The sequence below is a fragment of the Nostoc sp. JL33 genome (assembly GCF_017114985.1).
GTDB lineage: Bacteria > Cyanobacteriota > Cyanobacteriia > Cyanobacteriales > Nostocaceae > Nostoc.
This window is the reverse complement of sequence record NZ_JABXKP010000018.1, coordinates 146,096-163,792: the sequence shown is the minus strand read 5'-3', so window position 1 is coordinate 163,792 and position 17,697 is coordinate 146,096. Positions and strand designations below refer to the sequence as shown.

Here is a 17,697-nt window from a genome sequence, read left to right as displayed (position 1 = left end):
CGATCAAACTCTGGGATGTCGCCACTGGCAAACCTCTGCAAACCCTGACTGGGCAGAGCAGTTGGGTCGATAGCGTGGTGTTCAGCCCCGATGGGCAAAGGCTGGCTTCTGCAAGTGATGACAACACGATCAAACTCTGGGATGTCGCCACTGGCAAACCTCTGCAAACCCTGACTGGGCATAGCCGTTGGGTCGATAGCGTGGTGTTCAGCCCCGATGGGCAAAGGCTGGCTTCTGCAAGTGCTGACAAGACGATAATTATATGGAATTTGGATTTAAATAAGTTAGTCAAAGATGGTTGTGGCTTGCTCAACAATTATTTGGTTGTCCATCCTGAAGTGCTGGAAGAATTAACGGAATGCCAAACTCCGCCTCGGCTGGTGCAAGCCGCTACGGTATTAGTTATCCAAGGTGAGAACCTAGCGCGAAATGAAGATGTTGATAATGCTGTTGTAAAATTCCGCCAAGCCCAGCAGTGGGATGCTAATTTGAGATTTGAACCCCAGGTAAAAGCACAAGAGTTTGTCAACAAAGGCAAGGCTGAACGCTCAGTTGATGAAGGAAATAGTCGCTTAGAAAAGAAAAAGTTTAAGGAAGCACTTGCAGCTTATACCGCAGCCCTCAAGTTTGATCCAAAAGTCGAAATTCCTGCTGATTCTTGGAATGCAATATGCTGGGGCGGGAGTCTGCAAAAACAAGCTGCTGATGTGTTACCAGCCTGTGATAAAGCTGTTGCAGTTGCACCTGAAAATGGCAATATTCGCGATCGTCGTGGTTTGGCTAGGGCGCTGACAGGCGATACCCAAGGGGCGATCGAGGATTTTGAGGCATACATCGCCCAGACTCAGGATAAAGATAAAAAAGCACAACGGCAGCGCTGGGTGAAAGATTTACGGGCGGGGAAGAATCCGTTTACAGATGCAGAGATTAAAAAGCTACGGAATTAGGGAATTGGGCATGGGGCATTGATTATTTCTTCACTATCTCCCTCATCTTCCTTATTGCATAAAATAGTTGTATTGAGTTATCAATTCGCTATGACTGTAACTACCAAAAAACTGACTTTTGCAGAGTATCTCAAGTATAACGATCGCACGGATACCCAATATGAATTGCTAGATGGAGAATTAATCCCCATGAGTCTTGGTACTGGCAAGCACGGCGGTATCTCGAAGTTTTTAGAACGAAGCTTTGATGACGAAAGTGCCAAAATGGATAAGAACTGGACAGCACAAAAGTTTTCTGTGGGAGTGCGTTCTCCACGCTCTGGACGTTGGGACACCTCACGAATTCCAGATGTGGTAGTATTACCAACACAGCAATGGGAAGCACTTTCCAATCGAGAAGCTGTAATTGAACTCAACGAAATACCTCCCATACTAGTAGTAGAAGTGGTCAGCGAATCTACACAAACCACAGACTACCGCAGTAAACGTTCTGAGTATGCTGTTCTCGGAATTCCTGAATACTGGATTGTTGACCCCATTCAAGAGGTGGTAACAATATGCACCTTAATAGAAGGGTTCTATGATGCTGTTGCATTCCGAGGACAAGAACACATCATCTCTTCGACTTTTCCACACTTGGATTTGAGTGCTGAACAAATCTTGGCAGGACACAAGTAAATGGCATACAGCGATTTGAGTCTGGCTAAAGTGAAAAAGAGTTTTGACTTAACACTTCATGAAACTCATAATTTATTTGCTGATACAAAACCTGTTACACCATCAGAAACTCTCAGAACGATTTTAATAGATTACATTCCTTTAGCAACTGCAATTTCAACCGAAAAAGCTAGATCAGAGTTTTTAATTGCACCAATCCTGGCAGAGGTCAGACGATTATTAAATAATAAAATCTCACTGTTCTCTGGAAATGAATTTAATGTTGATGCAACTCAAGGTTTGCAAGGTTTTTGCGATTACATCATCAGCAATTCCCAAGAGCAATTATTTATTTCTGCTCCGGTAATGTTTATTTTTGAGGCGAAAAAAGAAGATATTATCGGTGGTCTTGGTCAATGTGTAGCGGCAATGATTGCAGCGCAAGTGTTCAATCAAAATCAAGGTAATGAAGTTGGGCGGATTTATGGATCGGTTACTAGTGGAACTAACTGGAAATTTTTATTTTTAGAAGAAACGACTGTTTATATAGATTCGACTGAGTATTATATTAAAGAAGTTGATAAAATTTTGGGTATTTTCTTGCAACCTTTCCAGCCTATTTTAACTGCTGTTTGAACATATATAGGAATCGTATTTGATTTTTGAAATTATCTACGTGGGCGGGGAGTGGGGAGTAGGGAGTAGGGAATAAGGAATTAGGCTTTTCGATCTGTACCGAGCTTTTTCATAAATCAAACATTAGTCCTATAGCAGGTGCTGATGTAACTTACCTGGTCAAGTTTTAAAATTTGCTAAAAAATAACAGAAGTTAAAAAACTCGTCCACCATTACCACTATTCAATTAATATGAGTCTTTTTTGTTTAGTTCACGGTGCCTTCCAAGCCACTTGGTGTTGGGACTTGCTAATTCCCTACTTAGAAGCACAGGGTCACAAAACCGTAGCAATGGATTTGCCAATTGAAAATGCATCTGCTACTTTGTCCCAATTTGCAGATGTAGTAATTCAAGCGTTGCCAAAAACTGATGATGATATTGTCCTAGTCGGTCACTCAATGGCTGGTACTATAATTCCCCTGGTTGCAGAAGCGGTAAAAGTGCGTCAACTAGTGTTTGTGGCTGCGCTACTCCCGTATCCCGGAATCAGTACACTCGACCAATTTTCTCATCGTCTTGATTCTGATACGCTTAAATCATTCAATTACCAACCAAAAGAGCTAAGTAAACTCGAACAGTTCCACGATGAGCCTGATATGTTTGAACCAGCTTCCGTAGGGAAGGATTATTCAGACGAAGCAGTATTAAGGGAGTTTTTCTTTCATGATTGTCAACCAGATGTAGCACAGTGGGCAATCTCGAAAAGTCGTTCGCAACAATCTATGGCATATATTTTTGAAACGAATCCTCTAAAAGCTTTGCCAAATGTTGAACGTAAATATATTGTTTGTACCAATGACCGAATATTGTCTCCTACATGGTCACGCTACGCTGCACACAAGCGTTTAGGAGTCGATGCCATTGAGCTAGTTTCTGGACATTGCCCACATCTGTCTCATGCTGACCTTCTTACCTCAGTATTAACTAGTGATTAATTGTTTGAGCTTGGCTCGATTGTTGCCATCGCAAACTTACTTCCCAACTGCTGCATTTTTGACGAATCTGATAAAAATGGGGAATATCTTACTGGTGCGTTGGCGCAGCCCACCGTAGGCATCGCTCATAATAAATGAAGCCCCATAAAGGTAAACTCGTATGGATTGGAGAACTTATATTCATTCAGACCCGAAAATTCTCCGATGGATTGCCTGTCGTCAAAGGAACACGGCTATCTGTGGAATTCATATTGGGGTTGTTTGCTTTATGTTGGACAAAACAGCAAGTCACAGAAAGCTATCCAACTCTCAGCCCTGCTGCAATCCAAGCCGTATTTGCATTTGCGGCGGGTAATTAGGAAATACCACAAATTCAAAAAGGCTAGAAACCGCATATAAGCTGTTTCTAGCCTTTATTTATGTACATTCGCAAATTATATGTCGCAATTCGCAGATAGTGTCGCAACAGCATCGAAATAGCTGAAACCTTTATCTTGTAAGGATTGTAAACTATTTACTTACACAAAAAATAAATTTGCCTAATTCGCATTTTATATGTCGGAAATCCTAAATTATCAAATTAAATGTCGTTTGTTAAGATTTAGGTATTTATCAAATTGTATGTCGCATTCTTCGTCAATTAATGGTACATTAGTACCTTAATTATTCATGAGTGTTTTTCACTCCAATGGAAGACAAACAATTTGAATTCACCGAAGAATTAACGCAAGCTCCAGATGCTATTTTTCTTGACAAGAGTAATTTTGTTGTAGATCCATCCCAAATTATTCTGGAAACATCAGATAGGCATAAACTGACATTTAATCTGATCCAGTGGCTTGCTGAATCACCGAATCGCACGATTAAGTCTCAGAGAAAGCAGGCTGTTGCAAATACTCTTGGTGTTTCTACTCGCCAGGTGGAACGTCTCCTCAAGCAATACCATGATGACAAGTTATCAGAATCAGCAGGAGTACAACGCTCAGATAAGGGAAAACATCGAGTCAGCGAAGACTGGCAAGAATTTATTAAAACAACTTACCAACAGAGTCTGAAAGACAAACATCCAATTTCACCAGCATCTATATTTCGTGAAGTAAAGCGACACGCGGAGGTTGACCTTAAGCTGAAACCAGGAGATTATCCTCATCAAGCTACTGTTTATAGGATTTTAGATCCTTTAATCGCACAACATAAACAGAAGACAAAAGTCAGAAATCCGGGATCGGGATCTTGGATGACAGTTGTAACACGAGATGGGCAACTACTGAAGGCTGACTTTAGTAACCAAATTATTCAATGCGACCATACCAAGCTGGATATTCGCATAGTTGATAGTGATGGTAATTTATTGTCTGAGCGTCCTTGGCTAACTACTGTTGTGGATACTTTTTCAAGCTGTGTTGTTGGTTTCCACTTATGGATCAAACAACCAGGTTCTACAGAGGTGGCTTTAGCCTTAAGACACGGCATTTTGCCCAAAAACTATCCTGACGACTATAAGCTAAATAAAGCCTGGGAGGTATGTGGGCCTCCTTTTCAATATTTTTTTACTGATGGTGGAAAAGATTTAGGATCAAAACATCTAAAAGCCATTGGTAAGAAACTAGGATTTAAATGTGAACTACGCGATCGCCCTCCCGAAGGCGGTATTGTAGAACGGCTTTTTGGAACTATTAATACTCAAGTTCTCGAAGATTTACCTGGTTATACAGGGTCAAATGTTCAGGAACGACCCAAAAATGCAGAGAAAGAAGCGTGTTTGACAATACAAGATATAGACAAGATCCTAGCTAGTTTCTTTTGTGATATTTATAACCACGATCCATATCCCAAAGATCCCCGCGAAACAAGATTTGAGCGCTGGTTTATAGGAATGGGAAGAAAACTACCTGAACCTTTGGATGAGCGAGAATTAGATATCTGTTTGATGAAAGAAGCGCAACGAGTTGTTCAAGCGCATGGATCTATACAGTTTGAGAATTTGATTTATCGAGGAGAATCACTCAAGGCATATAGAGGTGAATTTGTAACACTTAGATATGATCCAGACCATATTCTGACTTTATATATCTACAGCTGCGAAACTGATGATAATGGAGAAGAGTTTTTGGGTTATGCTCATGCCGTCAACATGGATACCCATGATTTGAGTTTAGAAGAGTTGAAAGCCTTGAATAAAGAGCGAAGTCAAGCTCGTAAGGAGCATTCTAACTATGATGCCTTATTAGCATTAGGTAAACGGAAGGAACTTGTAGAGGAACGTAAAGAAGACAAAAAGGAAAAAAGACGCTCAGAACAAAAGCATCTACGTTCAGCTTCCAAGAAAACCTCAAATGTTGTTGAACTGAGGAAAAGTAGAGCTAATGTTTCTTCAAACAAAGATGACAAACTGGAACTCTTGCCAGAGAGAGTTTCAAGGGAAGAACTACAGCCTCAGAAAACAGAACTGCAACCAGAAGTATCTGTTCAAGTTGACACTCAAGAGCAGGAAAGACACAAGCTGCTTGTCCCTAACCGTAAACAACATTTGAAAAAGATTTGGTAATTCTATGGCGCGATCGCAACTTGCTATTCAGTCCTCCGTTGAAGCCTTAGCTCCTGAGCTAGATTTAAATGCTCAACTTGCTAAAGTCGTTGAAGTTGAAGAGCTATTTAATAATTGTTTCATACCAACTGATCGTGCTTCAGAATATTTCAGATGGTTAGATGAGTTGCGGATACTGAAACAATGCGGTCGAGTAATTGGCCCCAGAGATGTGGGGAAAAGTCGAGCGTCTTGTCACTATCGGGAAGAGGATAGGAAAAAACTTTCCTATGTAAGAGCTTGGTCAGCATCAAGTTCCAAGCGTCTATTTTCGCAAATTCTTAAGGATATTAACCACGCAGCACCAACAGGTAAGCGGGTAGATTTACGTCCAAGATTGGCTGGTAGTCTTGAATTATTTGGGATAGAACAAGTCATTATTGACAATGCTGAAAATCTCCAAAGAGAAGCACTGCTAGACCTCAAGCAACTTTTTGACGAATGTCATGTTCCTGTCGTATTAGTTGGAGGAGAGGAGCTAGATAAAATCTTGGCCGATTTTGATTTGTTGACTAGCTTTCCAACACTGTATGAGTTTGACCGCCTAGAATACGATGATTTTAAGAAAACACTAAGTACAATTGAATTCGATATTCTGGCTCTGCCCGAAGCTTCTAATTTATCTGAGGGAACTATATTTGAGGTTCTAGCTAAAAGTACAGGTGCGCGGATAGGACTGCTAGTCAAAATACTCACTAAGGCAGTTTTACATTCACTCAAGAATGGCTTTGGCAAAGTTGATCAAGGCATTTTAGAAAAAATCGCTAGTCGGTATGGCAGAAAATACATTCCCCTCGAAAACAGAAATAGCAATAAATGAAGATTATGACATTCTGCCAAGGTTGGGCTATGTTGAGCCATACCCAAATGAAAGCATCAGTCATTATCTGGGACGCTTGCGCCGATTTAAGGCTAACAGTCTTCCTTCAGGATATTCTTTAGGAAAAATTACTGGTCTTGGTGCTATCACAACGCGATGGGAGAAGCTTTATTTCAATCCCTTTCCGAGTCTTGAGGAATTAAAAGCTTTGAGTAAGGTAATTGGTGTGCAGGTCGAGAGGTTATATGAGATGCTGCCACAAAAGGGTATGACTATGAAACCCAGACCAATTCGGTTATGTGGTGCTTGCTATGCAGAAGAACCTTATCATCGAATTGAGTGGCAGTATAAGGAGAAAATAAAGTGCGATCGCCACCAGTTGGGTTTATTAACAAAATGTACTAACTGTGAGACACCATTTCCAATCCCTGCTGATTGGGAGCTAGGGGAATGCGCTCATTGTTCCTTGTCTTTTGCAAAAATGGTGAAGCGTCAAAAGCGCTATTGACAAAAAGCTCTTCTGTAACTATGTGAGTGACCTCATTTATGGGGCTTTACAAAAGGCGATCGCAGTCTCTTCCCAAAGGGCGATCGCCTTTATTTTTCTATCAATTAATCTACGTGTTGTGAATGAGGCATGAATGCGATCGCAAGTATTCAAATTCAATTGGTGGCTGAAAATTAAAACCTATAGCGCTCAAAGTTTTTAACAAAAGCAGTAAATATACTACTTAGGATTAAAAACTTTAGAGCTTATACTTGTGAAGCTAGAATTCTAAGTAATTTTTTGTTTGCTTCAAATCCTGCTGTCAAGGATTTCTGCCATTAAAGGCAGTTTATGTGGCGTAAATGTTACAAAAGCCTTCAGAGTAAATTTGGACTTGGGGTGGCTAGGGTATGGATGAAGTCGTCAAGAAAATAGCTGCTTTGGGTTTACCTGGTGTGATTTTGGTAATCACAATGGCAGCTACAGGGTTTACAGGTGCTGCTGCCATTACCGCAGCTTTAGCTTTTCTGGGTGGTCCTGCGGGGATGCTGGGTGGAATTGCAGTTTTGGGGCTAACAGGATTAATTACAGATGCTTTGGCAAAAGTCAGCCTAGAAGATTTTCTCACAGCAGTTTATTGCCAACGCCGACAGGATGAGCCACATGGCAAGCTGCTAGAAGAGATTAATTCGTTGTCACTGTTTGACGGCGACATCAGAGATAGACTCAAGACGACTGTAACTGACGGATGCGGTTGTGCAACGGTGGTTAACTCTAGTACAACAGATGATGCAAGAGAAGTGATCGCTATTTTAGAGAATGTCGCTGGCATAACTCCTGCACACCACAGAGATTTTAAAAGTTCTAATCCGATCATCAGGCTCAGGGACGGGACAGTAGTGAGAACTTGGAAAAACTCCGTTGGTGTTGACCATGTTTTTTTAGGCGATCGCAGTGACAAAATGATTTACGGCGGGTTTGTCGGTTGGATTCACAGTGAAGGTTTAAACCAGGCAATCGTTCGCATCAGAAGAGACTTTACTTAAGGGAGTAGTACTTAGTGGCTCGTGGTCAGAAAAAAACCGAACAGAATAACGGCAATGGGGCGACTTTAGGCTTTGAACAAGCTCTGTGGTTAGCTGCGGATAAGCAGCGAGGTCACATGGACGCAGCGGAGTATAAGCACGTTGTCTTAGGGTTGATTTTTCTTAAGTATATTTCCGATGCTTTCAGTGAGCTTTACAACATTTACTCACAGCAAGCTCACGTTGACCCGGAAGACCACGACGAGTACACAGCAGAAAATGTTTTCTGGGTTCCCAAAGAAGCGCGGTGGTCATATTTACAAGCTAACGCCAAACAACCCACCATTGGCAAACTGCTAGATGAGGCGATGGATGCTATTGAGAAGGAGAACCCATCGCTCAAAGGCGTATTACCCAAGGATTACAATAAGCCAGCCCTAGATAAACAACTGCTGGGAGAAATCATTGACCTGATTAGCAAAATTGGCTTAGGAGATGAAGCAAGCCGTTCTAAGGATATTTTGGGGCGAGTTTACGAGTATTTTCTGGGACAGTTCGCCACTGCCGAAGGTAAGAGAGGCGGACAGTTTTATACACCGCGTTCTGTGGTGCAGTTGTTAGTAGAAATGATTGAACCCTACAAGGGGCGAATTTATGACCCCTGTTGCGGTTCTGGGGGAATGTTCGTGCAATCGGAGAAATTTACCGAAGCGCATGGGGGAAAGATTGGCGATATTTCAATCTATGGGCAAGAGTCCAACCCAACAACTTGGAAGCTGTGCAAGATGAATTTGGCTATTCGTGGCATTGACGGGAATATTGGTCTACACAATGCTGATACTTTCCACAATGACTTGCACAAAGACCTTAAGGCTGATTTTATCCTGGCAAATCCCCCGTTTAACATGAGTGATTGGGGCGGGGAGAAGTTGCGAGAAGATACCCGTTGGAAATATGGCACTCCACCAGTAAGTAATGCTAACTATGGTTGGGTACAGCAGATGATTCACCATTTAGCACCCAATGGTATTGCTGGTTTTGTGTTGGCGAATGGTTCAATGAGTTCTAACCAGTCGGGAGAGGGTGATATTCGCCAAGCCATCATTGATGCTGATTTAGTCGATTGTATGGTGGCATTGCCAGGGCAGTTATTTTACAACACCCAGATTCCCGCTTGTCTGTGGTTTTTTGCACAGAATAAGAAAAATGGTAAATTTCGTAACCGAACTAGGGAAACATTATTTATAGATGCGCGAAAGATGGGGGTATTAATTGACCGAGTACACCGGGAACTGACGCATGAGGAGATCAAGCGGATTGCTCAAACTTACTATGCTTGGCGGGGCGAGAAGAAAGCCGGGGAGTATGAGGATATCACTGGTTTTTGTAAGAGTGCCAAGTTAGATGAGATTGTTTCACATGGTTATGTTCTCACCCCAGGGCGATATGTGGGGGCTGAATTCAACGTTGAGGATGATGATGAGACGTATGAAGAGAAGATGTTGCATTTAACTAAGAAGTTGGAAAATCAGTTTGAAGAATCGGCAAGGTTGGAGGCTGTAATTAGGGATAATTTAGAGGGACTGGGGTATGGCAGATAAAGCTTGGCTATCTACAACTGTTGGTCAAGAGGTTGAAGTTTTAACTGGATTCCCGTTCAAAAGTGAAAAATACACAGATGAAGAAAACAGCATTTCTTTGTTACGAGGAGACAATATCGCTCAAGGAACGCTCAGGTGGGATGGCGCAAAGCGATGGTCTATAACGGATACAGAAAATATTTCTAATTATTTTCTGAATTTGGGAGATGTGGTGTTGGCAATGGATCGTCCGTGGATTGAGGCAGGCTTGAAGTATGCTTGCGTTTCAAAACACGATTTACCTTGTTTGCTTGTTCAACGAGTAGCTCGACTTAGGGCTAAAGATAAATTAGACCAAAGGTTTTTGCGTTATATCATCGCTAGCCAAGAATTTACTAACTACGTCTTAAGTGTGCAAACTGGTACTGCTGTTCCTCATATTAGTGGTAGCCAGATAAAAGAGTTTCAATTTCTCTGTCCCCCGCTAGCTGAACAAAAAGCGATCGCTCACATACTCGGCACACTCGACGACAAAATCGAACTGAACCGAGAGATGAACCGAACGCTGGAAACCATAGCGTGGACTATTTTTAATTCCTGGTTTCAAGAAAATAACTTTCCTGAGACTTGGCAAATGCTGCCATTAGAGCAATGTATGGCAGAAATTATTGATTACCGAGGTAAAACCCCTAAAAAAACGACTTCAGGGATACCTTTAATTACAGCCAAAATTGTAAAAAACGGTCGGATTAGTGAACCAGAAGAGTATATTGCAATTGAAGATTATGATTCTTGGATGCGGCGAGGATTTCCAAAATGTGGCGATGTTGTTATGACTACTGAAGCTCCGCTAGGAGAAATTGCTCAATTGGATGGACGAAAAGTTGCTCTTGCTCAACGTTTGATAACACTTCGGGGTAAGCCAGGAGTGATAGATAATACTTATTTAAGATTTTTAATGCTGTCATCATTTGTGCAAGAACAACTCCACGCCAGAGCAACTGGTACAACAGTTCTTGGCATACGCCAGAGTGAACTAAGAAAAGTAAATTTAGTTGTTCCACCGTTTAATGAGCAGATAGAAATATCGAGAACTCTTGATAGCCTTAATAGTAAAATCAACGCCAATGATGAGCAATCAATAACTCTGTCTGCAATCCGTGATGAATTTTTACCCAAGCTTCTATCAGGCAAAATACGATTTGGTGAAATTGATAGTGTCTTGGGAGAAGTAGGATGAGTTTAGAAAATACTCAGAATAACATAACTTCATCTCCAGGAGAAATTGTCAAGTTTCCAATGGAGGTTAATGATAACAATCCTGAGTTATCATATGAAGTAAATAATGATTTTAACCAATACCTTGATGATGAATATGGGTTAATAATTATTTCTGGTTCCCAGTTTCAATCAAGTAAAATATTATACGATTTAGAAAATGAAACTTACCGTATAGCTCTACAGGAATTTAGAGCGCAAGAAATAGAAAATTTTAAAGAAACAGTATTTGATGAATTCCCAACACCCATAGCTTATAACTTCTACAGATTTGAGCGTGGTTATGACAATGAAAATCAACGTCGAGATTTTCTCCGTGATACTTGGGAGTCGATAATATTTTTAATTTATGCCATTGTTGTTGGTGAATTCCGTTGTTCAAAGCTATCAATTGATGCTAGTACAAAAATCAAGATGCAGGAAGTTCTATCAGATAGCTTAGATGCAAAGCTTTCAATTGTTGCAAAACTTCTCCAACTTGCTTTAGACCAAGGAATTCAATTGTCTTCTCTTAAAGTTACTTCACTTGATTTGATTGAGAAACTGAGAGAATTAAACAGAGTTAGGAATGGATTTTCACATTCAGGAGCTATGTCTGAGGAGCAAGCAAGAAAATTTATTCTTGCAAATCAAGGAGATGTTTTATCAGTTCTCCAAGACTGTAAAAATTTAAATACCTTAAAGTTGCTTAGATTTAACAAAAATGAAGGAAAAGCATCTCATATTAGATGCGAGGTTTTTAATGGACACTCAATGAATAGAACCTATGAGACTTTCTTGTTAACAAGTGAACAAGTAACAAAAGCATTTGATTACCTTGATCAAGATAATATCTTAATTAATATTGATAATCATATTTTTAGTATTTCACCATTCTTTCATTTTAAATTAAATCATTCAGGTCATCAAACTAGATTATGCTGTTACAAAAAGAAAAAAGGTGAACATCCTGAACAAAAATTTATTTATGAAGTCATTGGAGATGCGTTAGAAATAGATTTTGATGCGGCGAATTTTAGCAGTGTGGTAGACGAGATACGATCTTTGCTACCAGACCTATCACGGAGGTAAATCGGCATGAAAAAAATTACAGAATCAATTGTCGAAGAAGCCACAATAGAATGGTTTGAACAACTTAACTACTCTAGTATCAACGCCTCAGAAATAGCCCCCGAAGAACCCAACGCCGAACGCCAAGACTACGCCGATGTCGTCCTTATTAACCGCCTGCGTTCTTCCCTAGCTACCATTAACTCTCAAATCCCTGCCGATGCAATAGAAGAAGCTATAGAAGAAGCTATTCGCAAACTCACCCGCAGCGAAACCCCCAGCCTATTTGAAAATAATCGCCGCTTTCATAAATTACTCACAGGTGGGGTAGATGTCGAATACCAGACATCAGAAAGAATTGTCTACGACCAAGTTAAATTAATCGACTTTACCAACCCAGAAAATAATGACTGGCTAGTAGTTAATCAATTTACTGTTATTGAAAATAAAAAAGAACGCCGTCCTGATGTTGTAGTCTTCATCAACGGCTTACCTCTAGGCTTAATTGAACTCAAAAATCCAGCCACTGAAAACGCTACAATTAAAGGCGCATTTAACCAACTCCAAACCTATAAACAAGATATCCCTAGCTTATTTCCCTATAACGAAATATTAGTAGTTTCCGACGGTACAGAAGCCAGAGTCGGAACCCTTACCGCCGACTGGGAAAGGTTCATGCCTTGGCGCACAATTGATGGAAAAGATATTGCTTCTAAAAAAACCTCCGAATTGGAAGTTTTAATTAAAGGTATCTTTGAAAAACACCGCTTTCTCGATTTACTAAAATACTTCATTGTTTTTGAAGTAGACGGTAGCGACATTACCAAAAAAATGGCAGCCTACCACCAATTCCATGCAGTAAATAAAGCTATTGAACGTACTGTGATAGCCACATCACCCGAAGGTGATAAACGTGTAGGTGTTGTTTGGCACACTCAAGGTAGCGGTAAGAGTTTAACAATGGCATTCTACGCCGGAAAAATCATCCAGAATCCAGAAATGGCAAACCCAACTCTGGTTATTCTGACAGACCGCAACGATTTAGACGACCAATTATTTAACACCTTTGCTTACTGTTCTGACTTGCTGCGCCAGAACCCAGTCCAAGCCCAAGATAGGGAAAATTTAACAGAACTTCTACAAGTTTCGTCTGGTGGCGTTGTCTTTACCACCATTCAGAAATTCGCACCAGAACCAAGGCAACAATACCCCGAACTTTCTCCCCGCCGCAACATCGTTGTGATTGCAGATGAAGCACACCGTAGCCAATATGGTTTAGAAGCGCGTGTAGTCACAACTCAAGATGAAAGCGACAGCTATATTGCTTATGGTTTTGCGAAACATTTAAGAGATGCTTTACCTAACGCCTCATTTATTGGCTTTACAGGAACTCCTATAGAATCAACTGATATTAATACACGTGCAATATTTGGTAAAAATATTGATATTTACGATATCCAAAGAGCAGTTGAAGATGAAGCCACAGTCCGCATTTACTATGAAGGACGCATGGCGAGACTGGAACTCGAAGAATCAGAACGTCCTCACATTGATCCAGAATTTGAAGAAGTTACGGAAGGTGAGGAACAGTTAACCAGAGAACAGTTAAAAACCAAATGGACAAGATTAGCAGCTTTGGTAGGTGCAGAAAAACGTATTGCCCTAGTTGCCCAAGACATTGTAGAACATTTCAAACTTCGCCAAGAAATTATCGACGGTAAGGCAATGATAGTCTGTATGAGTCGTCAAATTTGTGTAGATTTGTACAATGCAATTATCGAAATTTGCCCTGATTGGCATCATCTTGACGACGATAAAGGAACGCTGAAAGTTGTGATGACTGGTTCAGCCGCAGATCCTCTAGAATTTCAACCCCACATCCGTAATAAATCCAGGCATAAAGCACTAGTAAAGCGGTTTAAAAATGAACATGACCCGATGAAATTGGTAATTGTGCGGGATATGTGGCTAACAGGATTTGATGCTCCATGTTTGCACACTATCTACATTGATAAACCAATGCAAGGTCATGGTTTAATGCAAGCCATAGCCAGAGTTAACCGCGTCTTCAAAGACAAACCAGGCGGTTTAGTTGTGGACTACTTGGGCATAGCTGACCAACTCAGAGCAGCTCTGAGAGATTACACTGCTGACAGTCAAGGTCAAACAGGCATTCCTCAAGAACAAGCGATCGCTCTCATGCTAGCAAAGTACGAAAACGTCACAGCACTGTTAGACGGTTTCGACTATTCGCCGTTCTTTACAGGTACTCCATCTCAACGTGTCTCCACCATCCCCGCCGCAATGGATCATATCCTGGGGCTGGAAAATGGACAACAGCAGTTTATCCAAGCAGTGAACGAATTAGCCAAAGCCTTTGCTTTGTGCAGTTCCAGTGATGATGCGATCGCAATTCGGGATGAAGTCGGTTTATTCCAAGCTATTCGCGCTGCTTTTGTCAAACACACTACAACTGGGGGTAAAAGCCCCGAAGATGTAGATACAGCAATTCGCCAAATTGTCTCTAACGCCGTTGTAAGTAATGAGGTGGTAGATATTTTTGCTGCTGCTGGGGTGAAAAATCCTGAGATTTCCATCCTCTCCGATAAATTTTTAGCAGATGTCGGCCAACTACCCCAGCGTCACCTAGCTTTAGAATTGCTGCGGAAATTAATCAACGACGAAATCAAAACGCGATCGCATCGTAATTTAGTACAGTCCTGTTCTTTTGCCGAAATGCTAGAACAGACAATCAAAAGATACCAGAACCGCACCATCGAAACTGGCCAGGTGATGAGCGAATTAATCAAATTAGCAAAAGAAATCCGGGAAGCGACAAAGCGAGGCGAAAGCCTGGGATTATCTGAAGATGAACTAGCATTTTACGATGCCCTGGATTTAACTGATACCTCAGTCCAAGCATTAGGCGATGATACCCTCAAAGCGATCGCTCGTGACCTTGTAGAGACAGTTCGCCGCAACGTTACCATCGACTGGACACAAAAAGAAAGCGTCAAAGCCAACCTGCGCCGCTTAGTCAAGCGCCTACTGCGGAAATACGGCTATCCACCCGAAAAGCAAGAGAAAGCGATGGTGACAGTCCTGCAACAGGCAGAGTTACTTTGTAAGGATTGGGCTGCGTGAGGGGAGAAAGTGCGATCGCACTCAGTGTAAAGAGTGGTATCCCCTACAAACAGTTTGTACAAAACAATGCTTTCTAAGATTTGGTAGTTTGGAGATTAGAAATTTAACACTTCCTTTAACCCTCCAAAATTACGATAAATAAAAATGAATACATTACTTTTTCAATTTCAACTTGAAATGCTCCATTTATCTCTGTTATGCAGCGAAAGTGAAGTCCAAGAAAGTGAAGTCAAAGAAATTGAACTCATCCCACCAAGAGGAGCAAGTATGCCAGCACTACGCGGACTTGCATTACATAAAAAGTTCGGTGGGGGGAAAAATTTGACCTTAGCTGAAGCGATCGCACACGAAAAACCTCTGACCCTTGAAGATATCAATACAATGGTGGAGTTTTTTGAGAAATTCAAACCAGACATGGACGAGCCGGGGTGGTACAATCCTGAAGAACCTTCTGTAGGTTGGATTCGTTGGTCTCTCATGGGAGGACAGTCTGGTAAAAACTGGTCACTAGACACCAAAAAGATGGTTGAAGAAGGTTTGAAAGATAAATCTATAAAAATAAAGACGCCGGAATAAATATACAGCAGGATAAATACTAAAGCTTCTAGTTTTCTAGGTAGCTCTATTTGGCGATCGCACTTGGGAACACTAATATAAGTAAAGTTCTAAAATATACTTTAATGTCCTCAAGCGAAGCCTTCACCAGAACCGAATTAATAGACCCAGCTTTAAAACTAGCAGGATGGAACCTGAAAGACCCAAATCAGGTAGGGTTCGAGATTCCAGTGGATGGCTATGATGCCGAACCTTGGAACGGTATCACTGACTATTGCTTGTATCAGCCTAATGGTGAAGTAATAGCTGTAGTTGAGGCAAAACGACAAAGCCGTGAGCCACGTATTGCCCGAACACAGGTAGAACATTAGAATAGCTGTAAAATAGGCATTGTTTCCAAAAATGGAAATCAAGTACGGTGCATCTCAAAGAATTCTCATTACTGTCTCCCAAGATACAAAGTACGGAGATATTCAAAGCGATAGAGGTAGCGATCTCAGCAACTTCAATCGAACAAGCGATGCCTACGGCGGGTTACGCCTACGCTAAAACTAAAGTAGAAGAGGAACGCCATCCTTCGCTACCAGCACATCTGGTCATTTGTCTAATAATAGCAATGAGCCTGTGGTCGAGAGATTTAATGCGGGATGTACTAAAAAATCTCATCGATGGTGTTTCAGAAGCATGGGTAAAAGTTGGTTAATATTGGCGTATCCCATGTAAATCAGCTATCACCCAAGCCAGACAGAGACTAGGTGCGGGGGTAATGATGCAATTGTTTCATCAGTTGGTGCGACCAATGCCAAACAGCGAAACAATTGGAAGTTTTCTAAACGGACTAAGAATTGTAGTGATTGATGGAACTTGCTTAGATATCCCAGATAGTGATGAAAATGCAAGGGTTTTTGGTCGTCCCGGTAGTCGTCCTGGTACACAAGCGGCATTTCCACTCATTTAGATTAGTTATTTTGGTAGAGGCAGGAACACATTTAATTTTTGATGCCTTAATGTGCCCATATAAGATTGGAGAACGAGTTAGGGGTATCACGATGAAGCCCCGACCAATTAAATTATGTGCTGCTTGCTACGCAGAACAACCTTGTCATCGAATTGAGTGGCAGTATAAGCAGAAAATGAAGTGCGATCGCCATTAATTACGCTTACTCACAAAATGCACTAACTGCGAGACACCCTTCCCGATTCCAGCAGATTGGGTACAAGGAGAATGTCCGCATTGTTTTTTACCATTTGCAATTATAGCGAAACGTCAAAAATCTCGCTAATAGAACCCATTTGATATCTTTTCTAGACATAGGAGGGTTGCCAGAAGGCTGTTTTAAACAACCTAGTAACCATAGGGCGGGAAATCATAGAGTAATTGCTGCAAAAGTATGAAATCTAGCTTTACACAAGACTTATAGACGGAAGAATAGATCCCAAATGGGTTCAATAAATGCCATCGGCCCTTTTATACAATATCAACTAAAGAGCGAGCGCTGGGAAAAGTTTCGGTTTAATCCTCCACCGTCTCACCACCAGTTGGAAGCTTTAGCTAAGGTTGTGGGGGTTGATGCCGAAAGATTAACGCAAATGTTACCACCTGCTAGGGTGGGTATGCAGCATGTACCCATTCGGTTATGTGGGGCTTGTTATGGGGCAACGCCTTGTCACCAGATTAAGTGGCAGTTTAAGGAAACGGGGAGATGCGATCGCCATAATTTGCGTTTATGATCCAAGTGTCTCAATTGTAATGCTAGGTTTAAAATACCTGCTTTATGGGAGCATGAATGTTGTGATCGCTGTTAATTACCCTTTGGTGAAATGGGAAACTTTCAGAAAATTGTATATGATTATACTTAATAGTGAAGAGTTACAACTCATATTCTGAATTTAGTCCACAAAAACTTGCTTGCTAGATATGATTAAGCACTCACTTCGATATATAAATTATAGTGT

At 41.2% G+C, this 17,697-nt stretch carries 18 protein-coding genes and 2 pseudogenes; 19 read left to right on the top strand and 1 reads right to left on the bottom strand.

Features of this window, described 5'->3' with window-relative positions; translation table 11 throughout:
* The 8 genes from HWQ23_RS04295 to HWQ23_RS04260 form a co-directional block, all read left to right on the top strand.
* Positions 1-947: WD40 domain-containing protein (locus HWQ23_RS04295; RefSeq protein ID WP_472850382.1), on the top strand; the 947-nt coding region annotated here is incomplete at its 5' end.
* A 90-nt stretch (positions 948-1,037) separates the two neighbouring features.
* Positions 1,038-1,625 (top strand): Uma2 family endonuclease, encoded by a 588-nt coding sequence (locus HWQ23_RS04290; protein WP_292823971.1) that lies wholly within the window; start codon positions 1,038-1,040, stop codon positions 1,623-1,625.
* Complete coding sequence (locus HWQ23_RS04285) at positions 1,626-2,240, top strand: hypothetical protein (RefSeq protein ID WP_292823968.1); 615 nt, start codon at positions 1,626-1,628, stop codon at positions 2,238-2,240.
* A 231-nt stretch (positions 2,241-2,471) separates the two neighbouring features.
* A complete protein-coding gene (locus HWQ23_RS04280; protein ID WP_292823965.1) occupies positions 2,472-3,215 on the top strand; it encodes an alpha/beta hydrolase in 744 nt (247 codons plus the stop codon).
* A gap of 134 nt (positions 3,216-3,349) precedes the next feature.
* A complete protein-coding gene (locus tag HWQ23_RS04275; RefSeq protein WP_292823962.1) occupies positions 3,350-3,574 on the top strand; it encodes a DUF433 domain-containing protein in 225 nt (74 codons plus the stop codon).
* Positions 3,575-3,903: 329 nt separating this feature from the next.
* The gene (locus tag HWQ23_RS04270; protein WP_292823959.1) at positions 3,904-5,763 is read left to right on the top strand and encodes a Mu transposase C-terminal domain-containing protein; all 1,860 of its coding nucleotides are present in this window, start codon (positions 3,904-3,906) and stop codon (positions 5,761-5,763) included.
* A 4-nt stretch (positions 5,764-5,767) separates the two neighbouring features.
* A complete protein-coding gene (locus HWQ23_RS04265; RefSeq protein ID WP_292823956.1) occupies positions 5,768-6,622 on the top strand; it encodes an AAA family ATPase in 855 nt (284 codons plus the stop codon).
* Positions 6,576-7,130 carry a TniQ family protein gene (locus HWQ23_RS04260; RefSeq protein ID WP_292823953.1) on the top strand — a complete coding sequence of 185 codons (555 nt, stop codon included), beginning with the start codon at positions 6,576-6,578 and terminating at the stop codon, positions 7,128-7,130. Before HWQ23_RS04265 ends, HWQ23_RS04260 begins: the two co-directional genes overlap by 47 nt.
* Before the next feature lie 36 nt (positions 7,131-7,166).
* Here the strand turns inward: HWQ23_RS04260 and HWQ23_RS04255 are convergent, their stop codons facing one another.
* On the bottom strand, positions 7,167-7,289 hold the full coding sequence (locus HWQ23_RS04255) for a hypothetical protein (protein ID WP_292823951.1): 123 nt from the start codon (positions 7,287-7,289) through the stop codon (positions 7,167-7,169).
* Positions 7,290-7,519: 230 nt separating this feature from the next.
* Here HWQ23_RS04255 and HWQ23_RS04250 point away from each other — a divergent pair, with 230 nt between their 5' ends.
* The 11 genes and pseudogenes from HWQ23_RS04250 to HWQ23_RS04200 all read left to right on the top strand — a co-directional run bounded on the left by HWQ23_RS04250 (position 7,520) and on the right by HWQ23_RS04200 (position 17,472).
* On the top strand, positions 7,520-8,155 hold the full coding sequence (locus tag HWQ23_RS04250) for a hypothetical protein (protein ID WP_292823948.1): 636 nt from the start codon (positions 7,520-7,522) through the stop codon (positions 8,153-8,155).
* 14 nt (positions 8,156-8,169) lie between these two features.
* Positions 8,170-9,735, top strand: coding sequence for a class I SAM-dependent DNA methyltransferase (locus HWQ23_RS04245; protein WP_292823945.1), 1,566 nt, complete (start codon positions 8,170-8,172; stop codon positions 9,733-9,735).
* Positions 9,725-10,954 (top strand): restriction endonuclease subunit S, encoded by a 1,230-nt coding sequence (locus tag HWQ23_RS04240; RefSeq protein WP_292823942.1) that lies wholly within the window; start codon positions 9,725-9,727, stop codon positions 10,952-10,954. The genes HWQ23_RS04245 and HWQ23_RS04240 overlap by 11 nt, the downstream gene beginning before the upstream one ends.
* Positions 10,951-12,063 carry a hypothetical protein gene (locus HWQ23_RS04235; protein ID WP_292823939.1) on the top strand — a complete coding sequence of 371 codons (1,113 nt, stop codon included), beginning with the start codon at positions 10,951-10,953 and terminating at the stop codon, positions 12,061-12,063. Before HWQ23_RS04240 ends, HWQ23_RS04235 begins: the two co-directional genes overlap by 4 nt.
* A 6-nt stretch (positions 12,064-12,069) precedes the next feature.
* Positions 12,070-15,186: a type I restriction endonuclease subunit R gene (locus HWQ23_RS04230; protein ID WP_292823936.1), complete on the top strand. Its 3,117-nt coding sequence runs from the start codon at positions 12,070-12,072 to the stop codon at positions 15,184-15,186.
* A 144-nt stretch (positions 15,187-15,330) separates the two neighbouring features.
* Positions 15,331-15,762, top strand: coding sequence for a hypothetical protein (locus HWQ23_RS04225; RefSeq protein WP_292823933.1), 432 nt, complete (start codon positions 15,331-15,333; stop codon positions 15,760-15,762).
* 104 nt (positions 15,763-15,866) lie between these two features.
* Complete coding sequence (locus HWQ23_RS04220) at positions 15,867-16,112, top strand: hypothetical protein (RefSeq protein ID WP_292823931.1); 246 nt, start codon at positions 15,867-15,869, stop codon at positions 16,110-16,112.
* 31 nt (positions 16,113-16,143) lie between these two features.
* Entirely contained in the window at positions 16,144-16,290 is a 147-nt protein-coding gene (locus HWQ23_RS04215; RefSeq protein ID WP_292823928.1) for a hypothetical protein, read from the top strand.
* Positions 16,262-16,793, top strand: a pseudogene (locus tag HWQ23_RS04210) (transposase domain-containing protein); the annotation flags it as partial. The gene HWQ23_RS04215 and the pseudogene HWQ23_RS04210, both read left to right, overlap by 29 nt.
* Positions 16,779-17,024, top strand: a pseudogene (locus HWQ23_RS04205) (hypothetical protein); the annotation flags it as partial. The pseudogenes HWQ23_RS04210 and HWQ23_RS04205, both read left to right, overlap by 15 nt.
* Before the next feature lie 157 nt (positions 17,025-17,181).
* Positions 17,182-17,472, top strand: coding sequence for a hypothetical protein (locus tag HWQ23_RS04200; RefSeq protein WP_292823924.1), 291 nt, complete (start codon positions 17,182-17,184; stop codon positions 17,470-17,472).
* Positions 17,473-17,697: the final 225 nt, after the last annotated feature.